The sequence below is a fragment of the Streptomyces peucetius genome (assembly GCF_025854275.1).
GTDB classification, from domain to species: Bacteria; Actinomycetota; Actinomycetes; order Streptomycetales; family Streptomycetaceae; genus Streptomyces; species Streptomyces peucetius_A.
Window position 1 is genome coordinate 1,982,523 of sequence record NZ_CP107567.1, and the last position, 17,311, is coordinate 1,999,833.

Annotated in this window: 12 protein-coding genes; 4 read left to right on the forward strand and 8 right to left on the reverse strand. The window is 72.0% G+C overall.

Going from position 1 to position 17,311, the window contains the following annotated elements; all coding sequences use genetic code 11:
• Positions 1–6 precede the first annotated feature (6 nt).
• The 8 genes from ftsW to rsmH form a co-directional block, all read right to left on the reverse strand.
• Positions 7–1,413 carry a putative lipid II flippase FtsW gene (gene ftsW, locus OGH68_RS09100; RefSeq protein WP_413470956.1) on the reverse strand — a complete coding sequence of 469 codons (1,407 nt, stop codon included), beginning with the start codon at positions 1,411–1,413 and terminating at the stop codon, positions 7–9.
• Between the two features lie 731 nt (positions 1,414–2,144).
• A complete protein-coding gene (gene murD / locus OGH68_RS09105) occupies positions 2,145–3,572 on the reverse strand; it encodes a UDP-N-acetylmuramoyl-L-alanine--D-glutamate ligase (RefSeq protein ID WP_264242833.1) in 1,428 nt (475 codons plus the stop codon).
• Positions 3,554–4,624 carry a phospho-N-acetylmuramoyl-pentapeptide-transferase gene (gene mraY / locus OGH68_RS09110; protein WP_264242834.1) on the reverse strand — a complete coding sequence of 357 codons (1,071 nt, stop codon included), beginning with the start codon at positions 4,622–4,624 and terminating at the stop codon, positions 3,554–3,556. The genes murD and mraY overlap by 19 nt, the downstream gene beginning before the upstream one ends.
• Entirely contained in the window at positions 4,621–6,039 is a 1,419-nt protein-coding gene (locus OGH68_RS09115) for a UDP-N-acetylmuramoyl-tripeptide--D-alanyl-D-alanine ligase (RefSeq protein WP_264242835.1), read from the reverse strand. The genes mraY and OGH68_RS09115 overlap by 4 nt, the downstream gene beginning before the upstream one ends.
• 4 nt (positions 6,040–6,043) lie before the next feature.
• Entirely contained in the window at positions 6,044–7,726 is a 1,683-nt protein-coding gene (locus OGH68_RS09120; protein ID WP_264242836.1) for a UDP-N-acetylmuramoyl-L-alanyl-D-glutamate--2,6-diaminopimelate ligase, read from the reverse strand.
• A gap of 16 nt (positions 7,727–7,742) precedes the next feature.
• Positions 7,743–9,716, reverse strand: coding sequence for a peptidoglycan D,D-transpeptidase FtsI family protein (locus OGH68_RS09125; protein WP_264242837.1), 1,974 nt, complete (start codon positions 9,714–9,716; stop codon positions 7,743–7,745).
• Positions 9,717–9,720: 4 nt separating this feature from the next.
• Positions 9,721–10,317 carry a septum formation initiator family protein gene (locus OGH68_RS09130; protein ID WP_264242838.1) on the reverse strand — a complete coding sequence of 199 codons (597 nt, stop codon included), beginning with the start codon at positions 10,315–10,317 and terminating at the stop codon, positions 9,721–9,723.
• Positions 10,318–10,372: 55 nt separating this feature from the next.
• Entirely contained in the window at positions 10,373–11,329 is a 957-nt protein-coding gene (gene rsmH / locus OGH68_RS09135; protein WP_264242839.1) for a 16S rRNA (cytosine(1402)-N(4))-methyltransferase RsmH, read from the reverse strand.
• A gap of 274 nt (positions 11,330–11,603) precedes the next feature.
• Here rsmH and OGH68_RS09140 point away from each other — a divergent pair, with 274 nt between their 5' ends.
• The 4 genes from OGH68_RS09140 to OGH68_RS09155 all read left to right on the forward strand — a co-directional run bounded on the left by OGH68_RS09140 (position 11,604) and on the right by OGH68_RS09155 (position 17,286).
• Positions 11,604–12,149, forward strand: a complete 546-nt coding sequence (locus OGH68_RS09140; protein ID WP_264242840.1) for a beta-class carbonic anhydrase — start codon at positions 11,604–11,606, stop codon at positions 12,147–12,149.
• A 198-nt stretch (positions 12,150–12,347) separates the two neighbouring features.
• The gene (locus OGH68_RS09145) at positions 12,348–13,394 is read left to right on the forward strand and encodes an AAA family ATPase (protein WP_264242841.1); all 1,047 of its coding nucleotides are present in this window, start codon (positions 12,348–12,350) and stop codon (positions 13,392–13,394) included.
• Positions 13,394–14,758: a DUF58 domain-containing protein gene (locus OGH68_RS09150; protein WP_264242842.1), complete on the forward strand. Its 1,365-nt coding sequence runs from the start codon at positions 13,394–13,396 to the stop codon at positions 14,756–14,758. The genes OGH68_RS09145 and OGH68_RS09150 overlap by 1 nt, the downstream gene beginning before the upstream one ends.
• The gene (locus OGH68_RS09155; RefSeq protein WP_264242843.1) at positions 14,755–17,286 is read left to right on the forward strand and encodes a DUF3488 and transglutaminase-like domain-containing protein; all 2,532 of its coding nucleotides are present in this window, start codon (positions 14,755–14,757) and stop codon (positions 17,284–17,286) included. Before OGH68_RS09150 ends, OGH68_RS09155 begins: the two co-directional genes overlap by 4 nt.
• The last annotated feature ends 25 nt before the right edge of the window (positions 17,287–17,311 follow it).

Genomic DNA, 17,311 nt, shown 5'->3' on the forward strand with positions numbered 1-17,311 from the left:
CGAAATTCACCGCTCTCCGGACGGACGCTTCTTGACGCGCCGTCTCATCGTCTTCCATCTCACCCCGGGCCTCCGCACGGCCAGGGCCGCCTTCGCCGCGGGTTCCTCTCGCGCGAAGGCGATCAGCAGTCCGACGGCGAACATCGTCGGCAGCAGGGCGGACCCTCCGTAGGAGAACAGCGGCAGCGGGACTCCGGCGATCGGCAGCAGACCGAGCACCGCACCGATGTTGACCACGGCCTGGGCCGTGATCCACGTGGTGACGCCTCCCGCCGCATACCTCACGAAGGGGTCCTCCGTGCGTCCGGCGACGCGGATACCCGCATAGCCTAGAGCCGCGAACAGAGCGAGCACCGACAGCGTCCCCGCCAGGCCCAGTTCCTCCCCGGCGACGGCGAAGATGAAGTCGGTATGCGGTTCGGGCAGTTGGCCCCATTTTTCCACACTTGCACCGAGGCCGGAACCGAACCATCCGCCAGAGGCAAGAGCATAGATGCCGTGCACCGCCTGCCAGCACTCGCCTTCCGGGCCGAGGTCGATCGCGCCGATGCACTCGAGCCGGGACATGCGGTTCTCGTTGGTCCTGATCAGCATCAGCCCGACGAAGCCGGCGACGCACAGAACACCGGCGAAGAGCCGGGTGGGCGCCCCCGCGAGCCACAGCAGGCCGAACAGGATGGCGGTCAGGATGATCGCCGTGCCCATGTCGCCGCCGAGCATGATCAGCCCGAGGAGGAGGAAGGCGACGGGCACCAGCGGCACCAGCAGGTGCTTCCACTGGGTCAGCAGCCGCCGGTCCTGCTTGCGGGCCAGCAGGTCGGCACCCCACAGGATCAGGGCGAGCTTTCCGAACTCACTGGGCTGGAGCTGGAAGGGGCCGCCGAGGTAGATCCAGTTCTGGTTGCCGTTGACCGCATGCCCTATCCCGGGGACCTGGACCAGCACCATCAGGAAGACGGTGATCACCAGCAGCGGATAGGACAGGGCCCGGTGCAGTTTGGCCGGCATCCGCGAGGCGATGAGCAGGAGTGCGGTGCCGATGACGGCGGCGACGAACTGCTTCTGGAAGAAGTAGGAGGCGGGGAGCGAGTACTCCAGCGCCTGGATCATCGACGCGGAGTACACCATGACGAGGCCGAGGACCGTGATCAGCAGGCTGCTGCCGAGGATCAGGTAGTACGCGGTGAGCGGCCGGTCCCAGGCCCTGCGCGCCTGCTCGTACAGCCGGCGCGGCCCCCGGGGACCGGCGGCGCCGGGCTTCCGTGGGATCCGTGGCCCGCCACCGCCCCGCACGCCGGGCGCGCGGCGCGTCTCGCCGCCGACCCGGCTCCGCAGCGCGAGGCCGGCTTCGCCGGCGGGCGGACGTACGGTGCCGGCCGCGCCGGCGAGCGCGGGCACCGGCCCTGCGGGCACGAGCCCGGCGATCCACGCCCCTGCGGCGTGCGCCGCGCCACGGGCGACGGCGGCGGCTGCTCGCGCCGGACCGACGCGGCGGCCGCGCCCGTCCCCCCGTCCCGCCCTCTGCGGCCCGTCCGCGGGGCCCCGGCCCTGCTTCGCCGGGGCAACGCCGGCGGGCGGTGTGCAGCCGCCTGGGGCCGGCGTCGCCGTCCCAGCCACGACCTCAGGCACACCCGGCACCGCCACAGGCCCGCCGGACACGGGGGCGGCCACACCGTCGAGGCCCGGCGTCGTCGTCCCCGCCACGGCACGCGGCCCGCCCGGCACCACCGCAGGCCCGCCGGAAACAGGAGCAACACCATCGGGGCCCGGCGTCGCCGCAGGCGCGGCAGCGGCCGCGGGGATCCGGCCCGCATGCCTCGCCGAGGCGACGCCCCCGGGCAGGGGGCAGCCGTCGGCGGCCGGCGTGGGCACAGGCCGGACGGTGTGTGGCGGGCCCGGGGGGGCCGAGGGCGTCGAAGCCGGACGGTCGGCGGCTGGGTGCGAGGGCGCAGGGGCATGCCCCTGCGGTACGGGAGCGACGGCTGGTGCGTGCTCCGGGGCCGGACGTCGTCGTGGTGACGGAGGGGGAACGGCTCCCGCGGTGGAGGACGTGAGGGCATCTCCCGGGGCCAGTGGCCCGTCGGTGGGCGGCATGGTCGCTGTCCCCTCCAGTCGTGCCCGGCGCCGGCCGGACCTCGCGGCTGTCAGGCGTGCTCGTCGGCGAGGGCCCGGACCGCTTCCGCGAAGGCCTCGCCCCGCTCGTTGTAGTTGGTGAACATGTCCATCGAGGCGCAGGCCGGCGCCAGCAGGACCGTGTCTCCCGGCCGGGCGAGCGAGGCCGCCTCCCGTACCGCCTCGGACATCGCCCCAGTGTCGGTCCGCTCGAGGTCGACGACCGGGACCTCGGGCGCGTGTCGCGCGAGGGCTTCCCGGATCAGGGCACGGTCGGCCCCGATGAGGACGACACCCCGCAGCCGCTTCGCCGATGCCGTGACGAGCTCGTCGAAGGTGGCGCCCTTGGCAAGTCCCCCGGCGATCCACACGATCGGCTCGTACGCGGCCAGAGACGCCTGGGCCGCATGCGTGTTGGTGGCCTTGGAGTCGTCGACGTAGGCGACCTCCGCCACGTCCGCGATGTGCTGGATGCGGTGTGCGTCGGGCCGGAAGGCGCGCAGTCCGTCCCGTACCGCGGCGGGCTCGACACCGAAGGCGCGGGCCAGCGCGGCCGCCGCGAGGGCGTTGGCGATGTTGTGCGGCGCCGGCGGATCGACGTCGGCGACCTCCGCCAGCTCCTGGGCCTGCTTCTGCCGGTCGGCCACGAACGCCCGGTCGACCAAGAGGCCTTCCACGACGCCGAGTTGGGAGGGCCCCGGCGTGCCCAGGGTGAAGCCGATGGCCCGGCAGCCCTCCTCGACGTCCGCGGCGCGGACCAGGTCCTCGGTCGCCGGGTCGGCGGCGTTGTAGACGCAGGCGACCGTGTTGCCCCCGTAGATACGGCCCTTGTCGGCGGCGTACGCCTCCATGGAGCCGTGCCAGTCGAGGTGGTCGGGCGCGAGGTTGAGCACGGCCGCCGAGTGGGCGCGCAGCGAGGGCGCCCAGTGCAGCTGGTAGCTGGAGAGCTCCACGGCGAGCACGTCGTACGGCTCGTCGCCGAGGACGACGTCGACGATCGGCGTGCCGATGTTGCCGATCGCGGCGGTCCGCAGGCCCGCCGCCGTCAGGATCGAGGCGAGCATCCGGGTGGTCGTCGTCTTGCCGTTGGTGCCGGTGACCGCCAGCCATGGTGCCGCGTCGGGGCCGCGCAGCCGCCAGGCGATCTCGACGTCGCCGACGACGTCGACACCGGCGGCCGCCGCCGCGGCGAAGAGCGGGCTGGTCGGCTTCCAGCCGGGCGAGGTGACGACGAGGTCGGTGCCGGCGGGCAGGGTCTCGGCGTCACCGAGGCGCACGGCGATGCCCAGTTCGGCCATCCCGGCCGCGCGCGCCTCGTGCGCCTCGCCGGATCCTCCGTCCACGACGGTGACCTTCGCGCCGAGGCCGGCCAGGGCGCGGGCGGCGCTGATGCCGCTCACGCCGAGGCCGGCGACGGTGATGTTCCTGCCCTGCCAGTCGCTCACTTGTCGGCTGCCCATCCCGCGTAGAAGAGACCGAGGCCCACGATGACGCACATGCCCTGAATGATCCAGAACCGGACCACCACAAGGACTTCGGACCACCCCTTGAGTTCGAAGTGGTGCTGGAGCGGCGCCATCCGGAAGACCCGCTTGCCGGTCATCTTGAACGAACCGACCTGGATCACCACGGACATGGTGATGAGGACGAACAGTCCGCCGAGGAGGGCGAGCAGGAACTCCGTGCGGGAGCAGATCGCGAGGCCCGCGAGCGCGCCGCCGAGTGCGAGCGAACCGGTGTCGCCCATGAAGATCTTGGCGGGTGAGGTGTTCCACCACAGGAAGCCGAAGCAGGAGCCCATCAGGGCCGAGGCGACGACCGCGAGGTCGAGCGGATCCCGTACCTCGAAGCAGGCGTTGGGATTGGTCAGGGTCACCGCGTTGGCGCAGGACTCCTGGAACTGCCACAGCCCGATGAAGGTGTACGCGCCGAAGACCATCACCGACGCGCCGGTGGCGAGGCCGTCCAGACCGTCCGTCAGGTTCACGCCGTTCGACATCGCGAGGATCATGAACAGCGCCCAGACGACGAACAGCACTGGGCCGATGGACCAGCCGAAGTCGGTGATGAACGACAGCTTGGTCGAGGCCGGGGTGTTGCCGCGCTGGTCGGCGAACTGCAGTGACAGTACGGCGAAGGCGATGCCGACGATCAGCTGGCCGGCCATCTTCGCCTTGGCCCGCAGGCCCAGCGAGCGCTGCTTGACGATCTTGATGTAGTCGTCGAGGAAGCCGACCAGGCCCATGCCGGCCATCAGGAAGAGCACCAGGACACCCGAGAAGGTCGGATCCTCACCGGTGATCACCTTGGCGAGCGCGTAGGCGATGAGCGTGGCCAGGATGAAGGAGATGCCGCCCATGGTGGGCGTGCCCTTCTTGCTGCCGTGGGTGCGCGGGCCGTCGTCACGGATGAACTGCCCGTATCCCTTGCGGGCCAGCAGCTTGATCAGCAGCGGGGTACCGATCAGCGTCAGGAAGAGACCGATGGCTCCCGCGAAGAGGATCTGCCTCATCGGACGGCACCCTCACCCTCGAGACCCTCGAGCAGCGCCTGTGCGATCCGCTCCAGACCGACCGACCTGGAAGCCTTCACCAGCACGACGTCTCCCGGGCGCAACTCTGTGCGCAACAGGTCGACCGCCGCCTGCGCGTCGGACACGTGCACCGACTCCTCACCCCACGAACCCTCGTTGTATGCGCCCAGTTGCATCCAGGACGCCTCCCTGCCCCCGACCGCGACGAGCTTGCCGACGTTGAGCCGGACGGCGAGCCGTCCGACCGCGTCGTGCTCGACGAGTGCCTCGTCACCGAGCTCGGCCATCTGGCCGAGCACCGCCCACGTGCGCCCCCCTTTGGCTCGTGCGGCCTCGCCCATGGCGGCCAGCGCACGCAGCGCGGCACGCATGGACTCGGGGTTCGCGTTGTAGGCGTCGTTGACGACCGTCACGCCGTCCGGACGCTCGGTGACCTCCATGCGCCAGCGGGAGAGGGTGCCGGCCTCGGAGAGCGCCAGGGCGATCTCGTCGACGGGCATGTCCAGCTCATGGGCGACGGCGGCCGCGGCGAGCGCGTTCGACACGTGGTGCTCACCGTACAGCCGCATGGTCACGTCACTGCACCCGGTGGGTGTGTGGAGCGTGAAGGTGGGTTGCCCGTGTTCCGTGAGCCGGACATTCTCGGCGCGTACGGCGGCGTCGTCGGCCTCTCCGAACAGCAGTACCCGGGCTTCGGTGCGGGATGCCATGGCGCGGACCAGCGGGTCGTCGGCGTTGAGCACGGCGACGCCGTTCTTCGGCAGCGACTCCACCATCTCGCCCTTGGCCTGCGCGATCTGCTCGCGGCCGCCGAACTCGCCGATGTGGGCGGTGCCGACGTTCAGGACGAGGCCGATCGTGGGCGGGGTCAGCTCGGTGAGGTAGCGAATATGGCCGATTCCGCGCGCCCCCATCTCCAGCACCAGATGCTCGGTGTCCTCGGTGGCGCGCAGTGCGGTGAGGGGCAGACCGATCTCGTTGTTGAGGGAGCCGGGTGTCCAGACGGTGGGGCCCTTGCGCTGGAGCACCTGGGCGATCAGGTCCTTGGTGCTGGTCTTCCCGGCCGAGCCGGTGAGCGCGACGACCTGGGTGCCGAGGCGTCCGACCACGGCGCGGGCCAGGCGCCCCAAGGCGTTCTGCACGTCGTCGACGACGATGGCCGGCACACCGAGGGGGCGGGTGGCCAGCACGGCCACCGCGCCCTGGGCCACCGCGCGCTCCGCGTAGTCGTGGCCGTCGACGTTCTCGCCCCGGAAGGCGGCGAAGAGGCTGCCGGGCTCCACGGCGCGGGAGTCGATGACGACGGGGCCGGTGACGGGCGTGGCCGGATCCGATATGTCGTGCGACTGCCCGCCGGTGATGTCGGCGATCTCGGCGAGGGAGAGGGCGATCACTGGGTCATCCCTGACTGTTCTTGACGGCTGCGCCGCTGAGCGAGCGTTCGATGGCTGCGCGCAGCACCTGGCGGTCGTCGAACGGGCGGATCACTCCCGCGATGTCCTGGCCCTGTTCGTGGCCCTTGCCCGCGACGAGCACGGTGTCGCCCGCCTCCGCGCGGGCGACGGCCGCGGCGATGGCGGCGGCCCGGTCCTCGTGGACCATCACGTCGCCGCGTTCGTGGATCGGCACCTCCGCCGCGCCCGCGAGCATCGTGGCGAGGATCGCGAGGGGGTCCTCACCCCGCGGGTTGTCGGAGGTGAGTACGGCGGTGTCGGCCAGTCGCGCGGCCGCGGCGCCCATGGGGCCGCGCTTGGTGCGGTCGCGGTCGCCGCCGCAGCCGAGCACGATGTGGATCCTGCCCTCCGTCACCTTGCGCAGCGAGCGCAGGACCGATTCGACGGCGTCGGTCTTGTGCGCGTAGTCCACGACCGCCAGGTACGGCTGGCCGGCGTCGACGCGCTCCAGCCGGCCCGGCACGCCGGGTACGGCGGCGATTCCGTCGGCGGCGGTCTGCGGGTCGAGCCCGGCGACGGCGAGGGTGACGACGGCGGCCAGGGTGTTGGCGACGTTGAACGGGCCGGGCAGCGGCGCCTCGGCACGTACCCGCTCGCCCGCCGGGCCCACCGCGGTGAAGGTGGAGCCGCGGGTTCCGACCTCGACGTCCTCGGCGCGCCAGTCGGCGTCCGGATGGCCCTCGGCGGAGAACGTGGTGACGGGCACCGTGGCCTCGTCGACGAGCCTGCGGCCGTACTCGTCGTCGAGGTTGACGACCGCCTTCCGGCTGCGGCGCGGGGTGAACAGCTGCGCCTTCGCCTGGAAGTAGTCCTCCATGTCGGAGTGGAATTCCATGTGCTCGGGGCTCAGGTTGTTGAAGACCGCGACGTCGAAGACGCAGCCGTCGACCCGGCCGAGCACCAGGGCGTGGCTGGAGACCTCCATGGCGACCGAGTCGGCGCCGCGTTCGCGCATGACCGCGAACAGCGCCTGCAGGTCGGTGGCTTCGGGGGTGGTGCGCTCCGACTTGATGCGCTCGTCGCCGATGCGCATCTCGACCGTGCCGATGAGGCCCGTGGAGCGGCCGGCCGCCTTGAGACCGCCCTCGACGAGATACGCGGTCGTGGTCTTGCCCGACGTGCCGGTGATGCCGATCTGCAGCAGGTCGTTGCCGGGGTGGCCGTAGATCTCCGCGGCGAGTTCGCCCATCCGGCCGCGCGGGTCCTCGGTGACGAGCACCGGAAGGCCGGTGGCGGCGGCGCGCTCGGCGCCGGTCTTGTCGGTGAGGACGGCAGCGGCTCCGAGGTCGGCTGCCTGGGCCACGAAGTCGGCGCCGTGGAGGCGGGCACCCGGCAGGGCGGCGTACAGGTCGCCGGGGCGTACCGCCCGTGAGTCGTGGGTGATGCCGGTGATCTCCGCGGCGCCCTGGGTCTGCACCCCCAGCCGGGCCGCGAGCTCCGTGAGCTTCGTCGGGCGGGGCCGGTCAGGACGGGGCGCTCCCGGGTGTTTCGGGGCGGCGTCCTGCTGGGTCGTTCGGTACTGATCAGCGTGTGGCACGGCGGTGAGCGTACCGGGCGCACCGGGCGCGGGCGAAAATGAGGTGCGGTCCTCTGGTCGGTTCCCGGAATCGGGGGTGATCGTCGTCACTGGTGATTACCTCCGGTCACTCACCGGGTTCGAAGGTCACGGGCAGGTTCGCGGGTCCCTTGCCGGTCGGGGCGACCCGCAGGGTCTTGAGCGCGAACGCCATGACCTTTTGGTAGATGGGTCCGCAGATCTGGCCGCCGAAGTAGCTGCCCCTGGTGGGGTTCTGGATGGCGCAGTAGACGGTGATCTGCGGGTCGTCGGCCGGTGCGAAGCCGGCGAACGAGGCGGTGTAGCCCTTGTAGACGCCCAGTTCGGGGTCGACGCGGTTGGCCGTTCCGGTCTTGCCCGCGACACGGTAGCCGGGGATGCGGGCCTTGGTTCCGGTGCCTTCCTCGTCATCGACGACGGACTCGAGCATGGCGGCCAGGGTCTTGGCGGTCTTCTCGCTGACGACCCGCGTCTTCTCGGGCTCCTCGGCCGGTGTGAACCGCCCGTCCGGGCCTCTGGTGCCGCGGATCAGGGTGGGTTCGACGCGTACGCCGCCGTTGGCGATGGTCGAGTACACGGAGGCGGCCTGCATGGCGTTGACGGACAGGCCCTGTCCGAAGGGGATCGTGTACTGCTGCGAGGTGGACCAGTCCTCGGGTGCGGCGAGGATGCCCGGGGTCTCGCCCGGGTAGCCGAGCCCGGTCGAGCTGCCGATGCCGAACTTGCGCAGGTAGGAGTGGAGCACCTTGTTGGCCTCCGGCTGGGTCTCCCCGAGTTGCCCGGTGGCCAGGATCGTGCCGATGTTGCTGGACTTGGCGAGGACGCCGTTGAGGGTGAGATACCAGGTGGGATGGTCGATGTCGTCCTTGAAGAGGCGGTCGCCGCGGTGCAGCCGGTTGGGGACGACGACATGAGTGCCCGGGCTGGCCTTCTTCTCCTCGAGCACCGCGGCCATGGACATCACCTTGGCGGTGGAGCCCGGTTCGAACGCGTCCTGGAGGGCGGCGTTGCCGAGTGTTCCCGGGGTGATGGTGGCGAGGTCGTTCGGGTCGTAGCCGGGAGCGTTGGCCATGGCGAGGACCTCGCCGGTGCGGGTGTTCTGCACGATGACGTAGCCGCGGTCGGCCTGCGACTTCTCGACCTGCTCCTCCATGGCCTGCTGGGCGGCCCACTGGATGTCTCGGTCGATGGTGAGCTCGACGTCACTGCCGGGGACGGCGGGCACCTCGCTCGACGTGGCGGTGGGCACGCGGCGGCCGCCGGACTGGGCGTAGGTGATGGTGCCGTCCTTGCCCGCGAGCGTCTCGTCGAGCATGGACTCGATGCCGCCGCCGCCCCGGTTCGCGGCGTTGACGAAGCCCAGTATCCCGGCGGCGAGATCGCCGTTGGGGTAGACGCGCTTGCTGCTGGGCTCCTGGAAGACGCCCGCGAGCACATTGGCCCCGGGGCCGCCCCTGCGTTTGTCGGCGGCGGCCTTCTCCGCGTAGACGCCCTTGAGGTCCTTGATCTGGTTCCACACCTGCGGGGTCTGGCGGCGGGCCAGCACGGCGTAGCGGGAGCCGGGCTTCTTCAGCTTCTCGGCGAGGTCGGCGGGGTCCTTGCCGAGGATGGGGGCGAGGAGCTGCGCCGCCTGCTCGGGCGCGTTGGGCGAGTTGCTGTCCTCGGGCGTGAACATCTTCGGGTCGGCCGTGATGTCGTGCGCGTCGACACTGGTGGCGAGCGCGATCCCGGCACGGTCGGTGATCTCGCCGCGTTCGGCGGCGAGCTTGTGGCTGAGGTAGCGGTTCTTCTCCGCCTTGGCCGCGTAGGCGCTCGCGTCTACGGCCTGCACCTGCAGCAGCCTGACCACGAACGCGAGCATGACCAGAGTGAGACCGAGGCTGACCAGCCTCAGCCTGGGGCGCGGGTTGCCGAGCCGGACGCGCCGGGGAGCCGGGCGCTGTCCGGTGCGCGGCCGGCCGGCCCCTGCGGGGGGCCGCCGTGGCCGCTGCCTCGAGCTCTGGGCGGAGGGCCGCCGTGCCGGGCCTGGCACCCGGCGCCGCGGTGGTTCCTTGGAGGGCACTGCGTCACCTGCCGGAGGTCGTCGGGTTCGGCTGCGGGGACGTACGGGAGGATGGGGCCGGGCCGGTGTCGCCGGGTCCGGCGGGCGGCCCGGACAGCCCTTGGGTCTGCGGGGACACGGCGGTGTCCGGCTGCGCCGGGGTGCCGGACGGCGCGGCGCCCTGCGCGGAGGGCGCGGCGGACGGGTCGCCGGCGACGGTGTCGGACGGCTGCGGTGAGGGCGGCAGGGGCTCCGCGGTGGCCTTCTGCGGTACGCCGAGGACCTTGCCGTCCGGGCCGAGGAAGGCGGGGCCGCCGCCGGGCACCATGCCGAGCTCGCGGGCCCGGCGCTCGAGGGCGTCGGGGGCCGACCGGCGGTCGACGTCCCGTTGCAGCGCCTGCTGCTCGTCGGTGAGTTCGTCTGTCTTCTTCTTGAGCTCGCTCAGCTCGAACGATCCCTGGCTGAGCGACGAGTTCAGCAGCAGGAGGGTGATCAGCCCGCCGGACAGGATGAGCACGACCAGCAGGACGAAGGGTGCGCGGGCCGCGGTGCTCGGCCCCGCCGGCATCAGCCGCGCGAGTCGCGCGGCCGATCCCTTCAGCTGCTTGGCCGGTGTGCTCAAGGTGTCCTCCCCTTCGGGGCTCCGTCGGCCGTGCGCGTTTCCCGGTTAGCCGCGTTCACGCGACGTCCTCCCGGATGCGCTCTGCCCCCCTCAGACGCGCCGGGGCCGCGCGGCGGTTCTGCGTGACCTCTTCCTCGGTGGGCAGCTCCGCTCCGCGGGTCAGCAGTTTCAGCCTGGGCTGGTACCGCTCGGGGACGACGGGCAGTCCGGGCGGGGCGGTGTTCGCGGCGCCGGCCGCGAAGACCTGCTTGACCAGCCGGTCCTCGAGGGAGTGGTACGAGAGGACGGCGATCCGGCCGCCGACGGCGAGCGAGGAGACCGCGGCGGGGATGGCCCGCTCGAGGACGGACAGCTCGCCGTTGACCTCGATGCGCAGGGCCTGGAAGGTGCGCTTGGCCGGGTTGCCGCCGGTGCGCTTGGCGGCCTGGGGCAGTGCGTCGCGGATGAGTTCGACGAGCCGGGCGCTGTTGGTGAAGGGCTCCTTCTCGCGCTCCCGCACGATGGCGGACACGATCCGCTTGGCCTGCTTCTCCTCGCCGTAGGCACGCAGGATCCGTACCAGTTCGCCGGGCGGGTAGGTGTTGAGGACCTCGGCGGCGCTGAGGCCGGTGGTCTGGTCCATGCGCATGTCGAGCGGGGCGTCCTGGGCGTAGGCGAAGCCCCGGTCGGCCTCGTCGAGCTGCATGGAGGAGACGCCGAGGTCGAACAGCACGCCCTGCACCTTGGGGATGCCGAGACGGGCGAGGACCTCGGGCAGCTCGTCGTAGACGGCGTGCACCAGCGTCGCGCGCTCGCCGAACGGGGCGAGCCGTTCGCCCGAGAGGCGCAGCGCCTCCTTGTCCCGGTCGAGCGCGACGAGCCGCGTCCCGGGGAAACGCTCGAGCAGGGCCTGGCTGTGGCCGCCGAGGCCGAGGGTGCAGTCGACGACGACACCGCCCGGCTCCTGAAGCGCGGGGGCCAGCATGTCCAGGCACCGCTGGAGCATCACCGGGACGTGTCGGGTCTGGCTCATGCGCCCTCTCAGATCCGGCGCGGGCGGGTCATGGCCGGGCCGTGCGTACGCCGCGCACGCGGGGAATTGTGCGGGAAACCACCGGTTGTGCGGTTGGTGTCCGTGAACTTCGCGTCACTTTAGTGCACTGGTCCGGCCGGTCAATCAACCGGCCAGCGCGTCGCACGGACCGCCGTGTCAGGCTTGTGGGTTACCTCACAGGCCGGGTCGTTGACGTTCTTTTGTCCGCTCTCACACCGGGCCGTCGGCGGCGGTGACCGGTTACCTTCATTGCATGTCGACTTCTGCGCACCAGCCCGCCACCGACGCCGTGCGTACCGGCGGAACCGTCACCGATCGTCTTGTCGAAGCGAACCGGAAGTACGCCGCCCAGTTCCAGGACCCGGGCATGGACGCCCGCCCGGTGCTCAAGGTCGCCGTGGTCGCGTGCATGGACGCCCGGCTGGACCTGCACGCCGCGCTCGGGCTCGATCTCGGCGACTGTCACACGATCCGCAACGCCGGCGGCGTGGTCACGGACGACGTGATCCGCTCCCTGACCATCAGCCAGCGCGCCCTGGGCACCCGCAGCGTGATCCTCGTGCACCACACCGGCTGCGGTCTTGAGACGATCACCGAGGAATTCCGTATGGAGCTGGAGGAGGAGGTCGGGCAGCGGCCCGCGTGGGCGGTCGAGGCGTTCCGCGACGTCGACCAGGACGTCCGCCAGTCGATGCAGCGGGTGCGCACCTCGCCGTTCCTGCTGCACTCCGACGACATCCGCGGCTTCGTCTTCGACGTCACGACAGGGCTGCTGAGGGAGATCGACCCCGCTGAGTGAGCAGCCGGGCACCTGACGAAACGGCTCAACCCTGACATATCCCGCCCACTTGTCCACAGGCAAGTGACACAACACGGGAACGCAAACAAGAATGCCTGTGGGACGTGCTTCCGGACCCTCCGGAAGCGGTGTCCGTGTTTCGGGGTGGGCCGTGCCGTCTGAAGGCACCGGCCCTATGAACGGGCCGAGGAGGGCCGGGTGACGACCTATGACGATCGAGCGAGCCTCACGGATCTGACCACCACAGCGGATCGCGTCCGCAGGTCGGTCGAGAGCGTGATCGAGGGCAAGCCGGAGGTCGTACGGCTTTCGCTGACCGTGTTGCTCGCGGAAGGACATCTGCTCATCGAAGATGTCCCCGGTGTGGGCAAGACGATGCTGGCCAAGACGCTGGCGCGATCCATCGACTGTTCCGTACGGCGCATCCAGTTCACGCCGGACCTGCTGCCGTCCGACGTCACCGGTGTGTCGATCTTCGACCAGCAGCACCGTGAGTTCGAATTCAAACCGGGCGCGATCTTCGCCCAGATCGTGATCGGCGACGAGATCAACCGCGCGTCGCCCAAGACGCAGTCGGCGCTGCTGGAGTCGATGGAGGAACGCCAGGTCACCATCGACGGGCACAGTTACGAACTGCCCAACCCCTTCATGGTGGTGGCCACGCAGAACCCGGTGGAGATGGAGGGCACCTATCCGCTGCCCGAGGCGCAGCGCGACCGCTTCATGGCGCGCGTCTCGATCGGCTACCCCAGCGCCGCCGCGGAACTCCAGATGCTCGACGTGCACGGCGGGGTCTCCCCGCTGGACGATCTGCAGCCCGTGGCGCACGCCCACGACATCGTGAAGCTGATCGAGGCCGTGCGCGCCGTGCACGTCGCCGAGTCCGTCCGCCGGTACGCGGTGGAGCTCGTCTCGGCGACGCGCAGCCACCCCGACCTCAGGCTCGGCGCTTCCCCGCGCGCCACGCTGCACCTGCTGCGCGCCGCGAAGGCGTCCGCCGCCCTCAGCGGCCGCGAGTACGCCCTGCCGGACGATGTGCAGGCGCTCGCCGTGCAGGTGCTCGCGCACCGGCTGCTGCCGACGGCGCAGGCACAGCTGAACCGCCGGACCGCCGAGCAGGTCGTGCTCGACATCGTCCAGCGCACCCCGGTGCCCACGACCGGCAACGCCGAGGGCTCGTACGTCGGCGGCGGCCCGGACCGGCCGGCGTTCTACGGCCAGCAGTCCGGCGCCCGGCGGCTGTGATGACGGCTGCAGGGCCCGATGCCCCGCCGGTCCCGGAAGGCAGGAACACCGGCGGGGTACGGGCGGCGCTCGGCGGGCTCACCACCCGCGGCCGCTCGTTCCTCGCGGCCGGTGTGGCGGCCGCCGCCTGCGCCTACGTCCTCGGTCAGGGCGACCTTCTGCGTGTCGGGCTGCTGCTCGCCGGGCTGCCGCTGATCTGCGTGGCCGTGCTGTACCGGACCCGCTACCGGGTCGCGACCAGCCGGCGGCTGTCGCCCGGCCGGGTGCCCGCGGGTTCGGAGGCGCGGGTCCATCTGCGCATGGACAACGTCTCCCGGATGCCGACCGGTCTGCTGATGCTCCAGGACCACGTGCCGTACGTGCTGGGTCCGCGGCCCCGGTTCGTGCTCGACCGGGTCGAGGCGGGCGGGCGCCGCGAGGTCTCCTACCGGGTCCGCTCGGACCTGCGGGGCCGTTACCCGCTGGGTCCGCTCCAGCTGCGGCTGACCGATCCGTTCGGCATGTGCGAACTCGCCCGGTCGTTCAGCGCGTTCGACACCCTCACGGTCGTCCCGCGCACCGAGGCGCTGCCCGCCGTCCGGCTCGCCGGTGAGGCCTCCGGGTACGGCGACGGCTCCCAGCGCTCGCTGGCCCTCGCCGGCGACGACGACATCATCCCGCGCACCTACCGCTACGGCGACGACCTGCGCCGGGTGCACTGGCGCTCCACCGCGCGGTACGGGGAGCTGATGGTCCGGCGCGAGGAGCAGCCGCAGCGGGCCCGGTGCACCGTGCTGCTGGACACCCGGCAGGTGGCGTATCAGGGTGCCGGGCCGGACTCGGCGTTCGAGTGGGCGGTGTCCGGCACGGCCTCCGCCCTGATGCACCTGCTGGAACGCGGCTTCGCCGTGCGGCTGCTGACGGACACCGGGAGTGCGGTGCCCGGTCAGGGCGCCGACGGGTTCGCCGGTTCGTCGCAGGAGTCCGCGGACGCCGCCGGGACGATGATGGACACGCTCTCCGTCGTGGACCACTCCGACGGGGCCGGCCTGTCCCGCTCGTGCGACGTGCTGCGCGGCACGAACGAAGGGCTGCTGATCGCCTTCTTCGGCGACCTCGACGACGAGCAGACCGCGCTGGCCGCCCGGATGCGCCGGCGCAGCGGCTCCGCGGTGGCGTTCGTGCTCGACAGCGGTACGTGGCTGACCGGCGGCGCGGTGCCCGGCCCGGTCGAGAAGCGGCTGCGGCAGCTGCGGGAGGCGGGGTGGACGGCGCTCGCCGTGCCGCCCGGCGCGCGGCTCGCGGATCTGTGGCAGCAGGCGGCACGGGAGCGCGCCGAGCCGTCCGGCACCGGTGCGTACGGTTCGTCGGGAGGTTGGTCATGAGCGGTCGCGGAAGGCTCGCGGTGTGCGCCTTCGCCGCCACGCTGATGGCGGCGGGGGCCCTGCTGCCACTGGTGGACCCGCCCAACTGGATGTTCCAGGCGGCGTTCCTGCTGGCGGTCCAGACCGGGGTCGGCGCGCTCGCCCGGCGGGGGCCGCTGGCCAGGCCGCTGACCGTGGCCGTGCAGGCGCTGGTCACCCTGCTGGTGCTCACCCTCGTCTTCGCACGTGACCAGAGCTTCCTCGGTGTGCTGCCGGGACCCGACGCCTTCGCCCACTTCGGCGAGCTGCTGCGGGCCGGCGCCGACGACGTGGGCCGATACGCGATCCCGGCCCCGGCGACCGACGGCATCAGGCTCATGGTGATCGGCGGTGTCCTGCTGATCGGCCTCGCGGTCGACGCACTGGCGGTGACGTTCCGCAGCGCGGCCCCGGCCGGTCTGCCGCTGCTGGCGCTCTACTCGGTGGCCGCCGGGCTGTCCGGCGGCGGCGCCGGCTGGCTGTGGTTCCTCCTGGCGGCCTCCGGCTATCTGGTGCTGCTGCTCGCGGAGGGCCGGGACCGGCTGTCCCAGTGGGGGCGCGTGTTCGGCGGCGCCACGACGGCCAAGAACCGTTCCACGGGCGGCCTCGACCAGGCGGAGGACCGGCCGCAGGCACCGGTCCGCGCCGGCCGCCGGATCGGCGTGCTCGCGCTCGGCATCGCGCTCGTGGTGCCGGCGGCGCTGCCCGCGCTGGACGGCGGGCTGATCGGCGGCGTGGGCAACGGCCCCGGTGGCGGGGTCGGAGGAGGCGGCGGCACGATCTCGGCCGTCAACCCCCTGGTCTCGCTGCAGGACAACCTGAACCAGCCGCAGAACCGTGAGGTGCTGCGGTACCGCAGCAACGCGCCCGCCGACCAGGACATGTATCTGCGGATCCTTGCCCTCGACCGGTTCGACGGCACGTCGTGGCGCTCCTCCGAGCGCAAGGTCACCGGTGTGCCGGAGCGGTTGCCCGAGCCGGCCGGCCTGAGCCCGTCGGTCCAGGTCACCGAGGTCCGGACGAATCTCTCCGCGGCCGGTTCGTACAAGCAGAACTGGCTGCCGATGCCCTTCCCGGCGACGACGGTGGCCATCGAGGGGCGCTGGCGCTACGAGCCCACCGGACGGACCCTCGTGGGCGACCGCGACCAGACCACGGCCGGTGCGCAGTACTCGGTCAACAGCCTGATCGTGCAGCCGACCCAGGAGCAGCTGGCCGCCGCGCCCGCGGCGCCCGCCGCGCTGCTCCAGGAGTACACCCGGGTCCCCGACGTGCTCCCGGACGACGTCCGGCAGGCGGCGCGCACGGTGACCAGGGGCGCGGCCAACGACTACGAGCGGGCGGAGAAGCTCGAGGACTGGTTCTCGGTCGACGGCGGCTTCACCTACGACACCGACGTCCGGTCGGGTACGGGCGTCACCGCGATCAGCCGCTTCCTGAAGCAGAAGGAAGGCTTCTGCGTCCACTTCTCCTTCTCGATGGCCGCGATGGCCCGCACTCTGGGCATCCCCGCCCGTGTCGCCGTGGGCTTCCAGCCGGGCACCACTCAGTCGGACGGCACGGTGTCGGTCGGTCTGCGCGATGCCCACGCCTGGCCGGAGCTGTACTTCGAGGGTGTGGGGTGGACCCGTTTCGAACCGACGCCGAGCCGTGGATCCAGGCCCGAGTACACCCAGGAGCAGACGCCCGTCGGGGGTCCCTCGGATCCGGCGCGCCCGGAGCAGGGCACTTCGGCCGCCCCCGAGCAGTCGGACCGGCCGGACGACGCCTGTCCCCGGCACGAACGGCAGCTGGGCGAGTGCGGCGCCGCCGATCCGCGTGACGTGCAGCCCCCGCAGGCCGACGACTCGTCGCTGGGCACGGTGCTGCTGACCGCCTTGGGTGTCGGGGCCGGACTGCTGCTGCTGTCGGTGCCGCTGCTGTGGCGGATCGTGACGCGGTCCAGGAGGCTGGCCGGCTCCCCGGGCCGGGCGGCGAAGGACGAGCCACGCGCACGCGGTTCGGACCCCGGCCCCTCCGGGGAGGGCTCCGTGTCTCTCGACGCGCGGGGCGGTGCGGTGGCCGGACGTACGGCCGTGGCCGATCCCGCCCGGACGCTGGCGATATGGCAGGAGGTCACGGACTCCGCGTGGGACGTGGGCGTCCTCCCCGACGATTCACTGACGCCCCGCAAGGCGGCGGCACGCATCGTCAGGCTGGGCAAGCTGGAGGACGAGCCCGCTGCCGCCGTGCACCGGATGGCCCGCTCCGTGGAGCAGGTCCTCTACGCGCCCGTACCGAAGCCCGGTACGGGTCTCGCGGAAGACGCCCGGCGGATCCAGGCGGGACTGATCAAAGCCGTGGGCTTCCGGACCCGGATGCGAGCCCTTCTGCTGCCCCGCTCCTCCGTCCGCGTCGTATGGGCGCTCTCGGAACGCTGGTCGGCCGTGACGGACCGGTGGCGCGTGCGGCAGCTGCGGCTGAACCGGTGGGCACAGACGCTGCGGCGCCCGTCGCGGCAGCGGGGCTGAGACGCCGGGGTCGCTCCCGTACCGG

Bases quoted from the DNA above. Each gene is read 5' to 3' on its own strand.
- OGH68_RS09150 (WP_264242842.1), top strand. From the start codon at position 13,394: ATGACGGCTGCAGGGCCCGATGCCCCGCCGGTCCCGGAAGGCAGGAAC.
- rsmH (WP_264242839.1), bottom strand. From the start codon at position 11,329: ATGAGCCAGACCCGACACGTCCCGGTGATGCTCCAGCGGTGCCTGGAC.
- OGH68_RS09155 (WP_264242843.1), top strand. From the start codon at position 14,755: ATGAGCGGTCGCGGAAGGCTCGCGGTGTGCGCCTTCGCCGCCACGCTG.
- mraY (WP_264242834.1), bottom strand. From the start codon at position 4,624: ATGAGGCAGATCCTCTTCGCGGGAGCCATCGGTCTCTTCCTGACGCTG.
- murD (WP_264242833.1), bottom strand. From the start codon at position 3,572: ATGGGCAGCCGACAAGTGAGCGACTGGCAGGGCAGGAACATCACCGTC.
- OGH68_RS09140 (WP_264242840.1), top strand. From the start codon at position 11,604: ATGTCGACTTCTGCGCACCAGCCCGCCACCGACGCCGTGCGTACCGGC.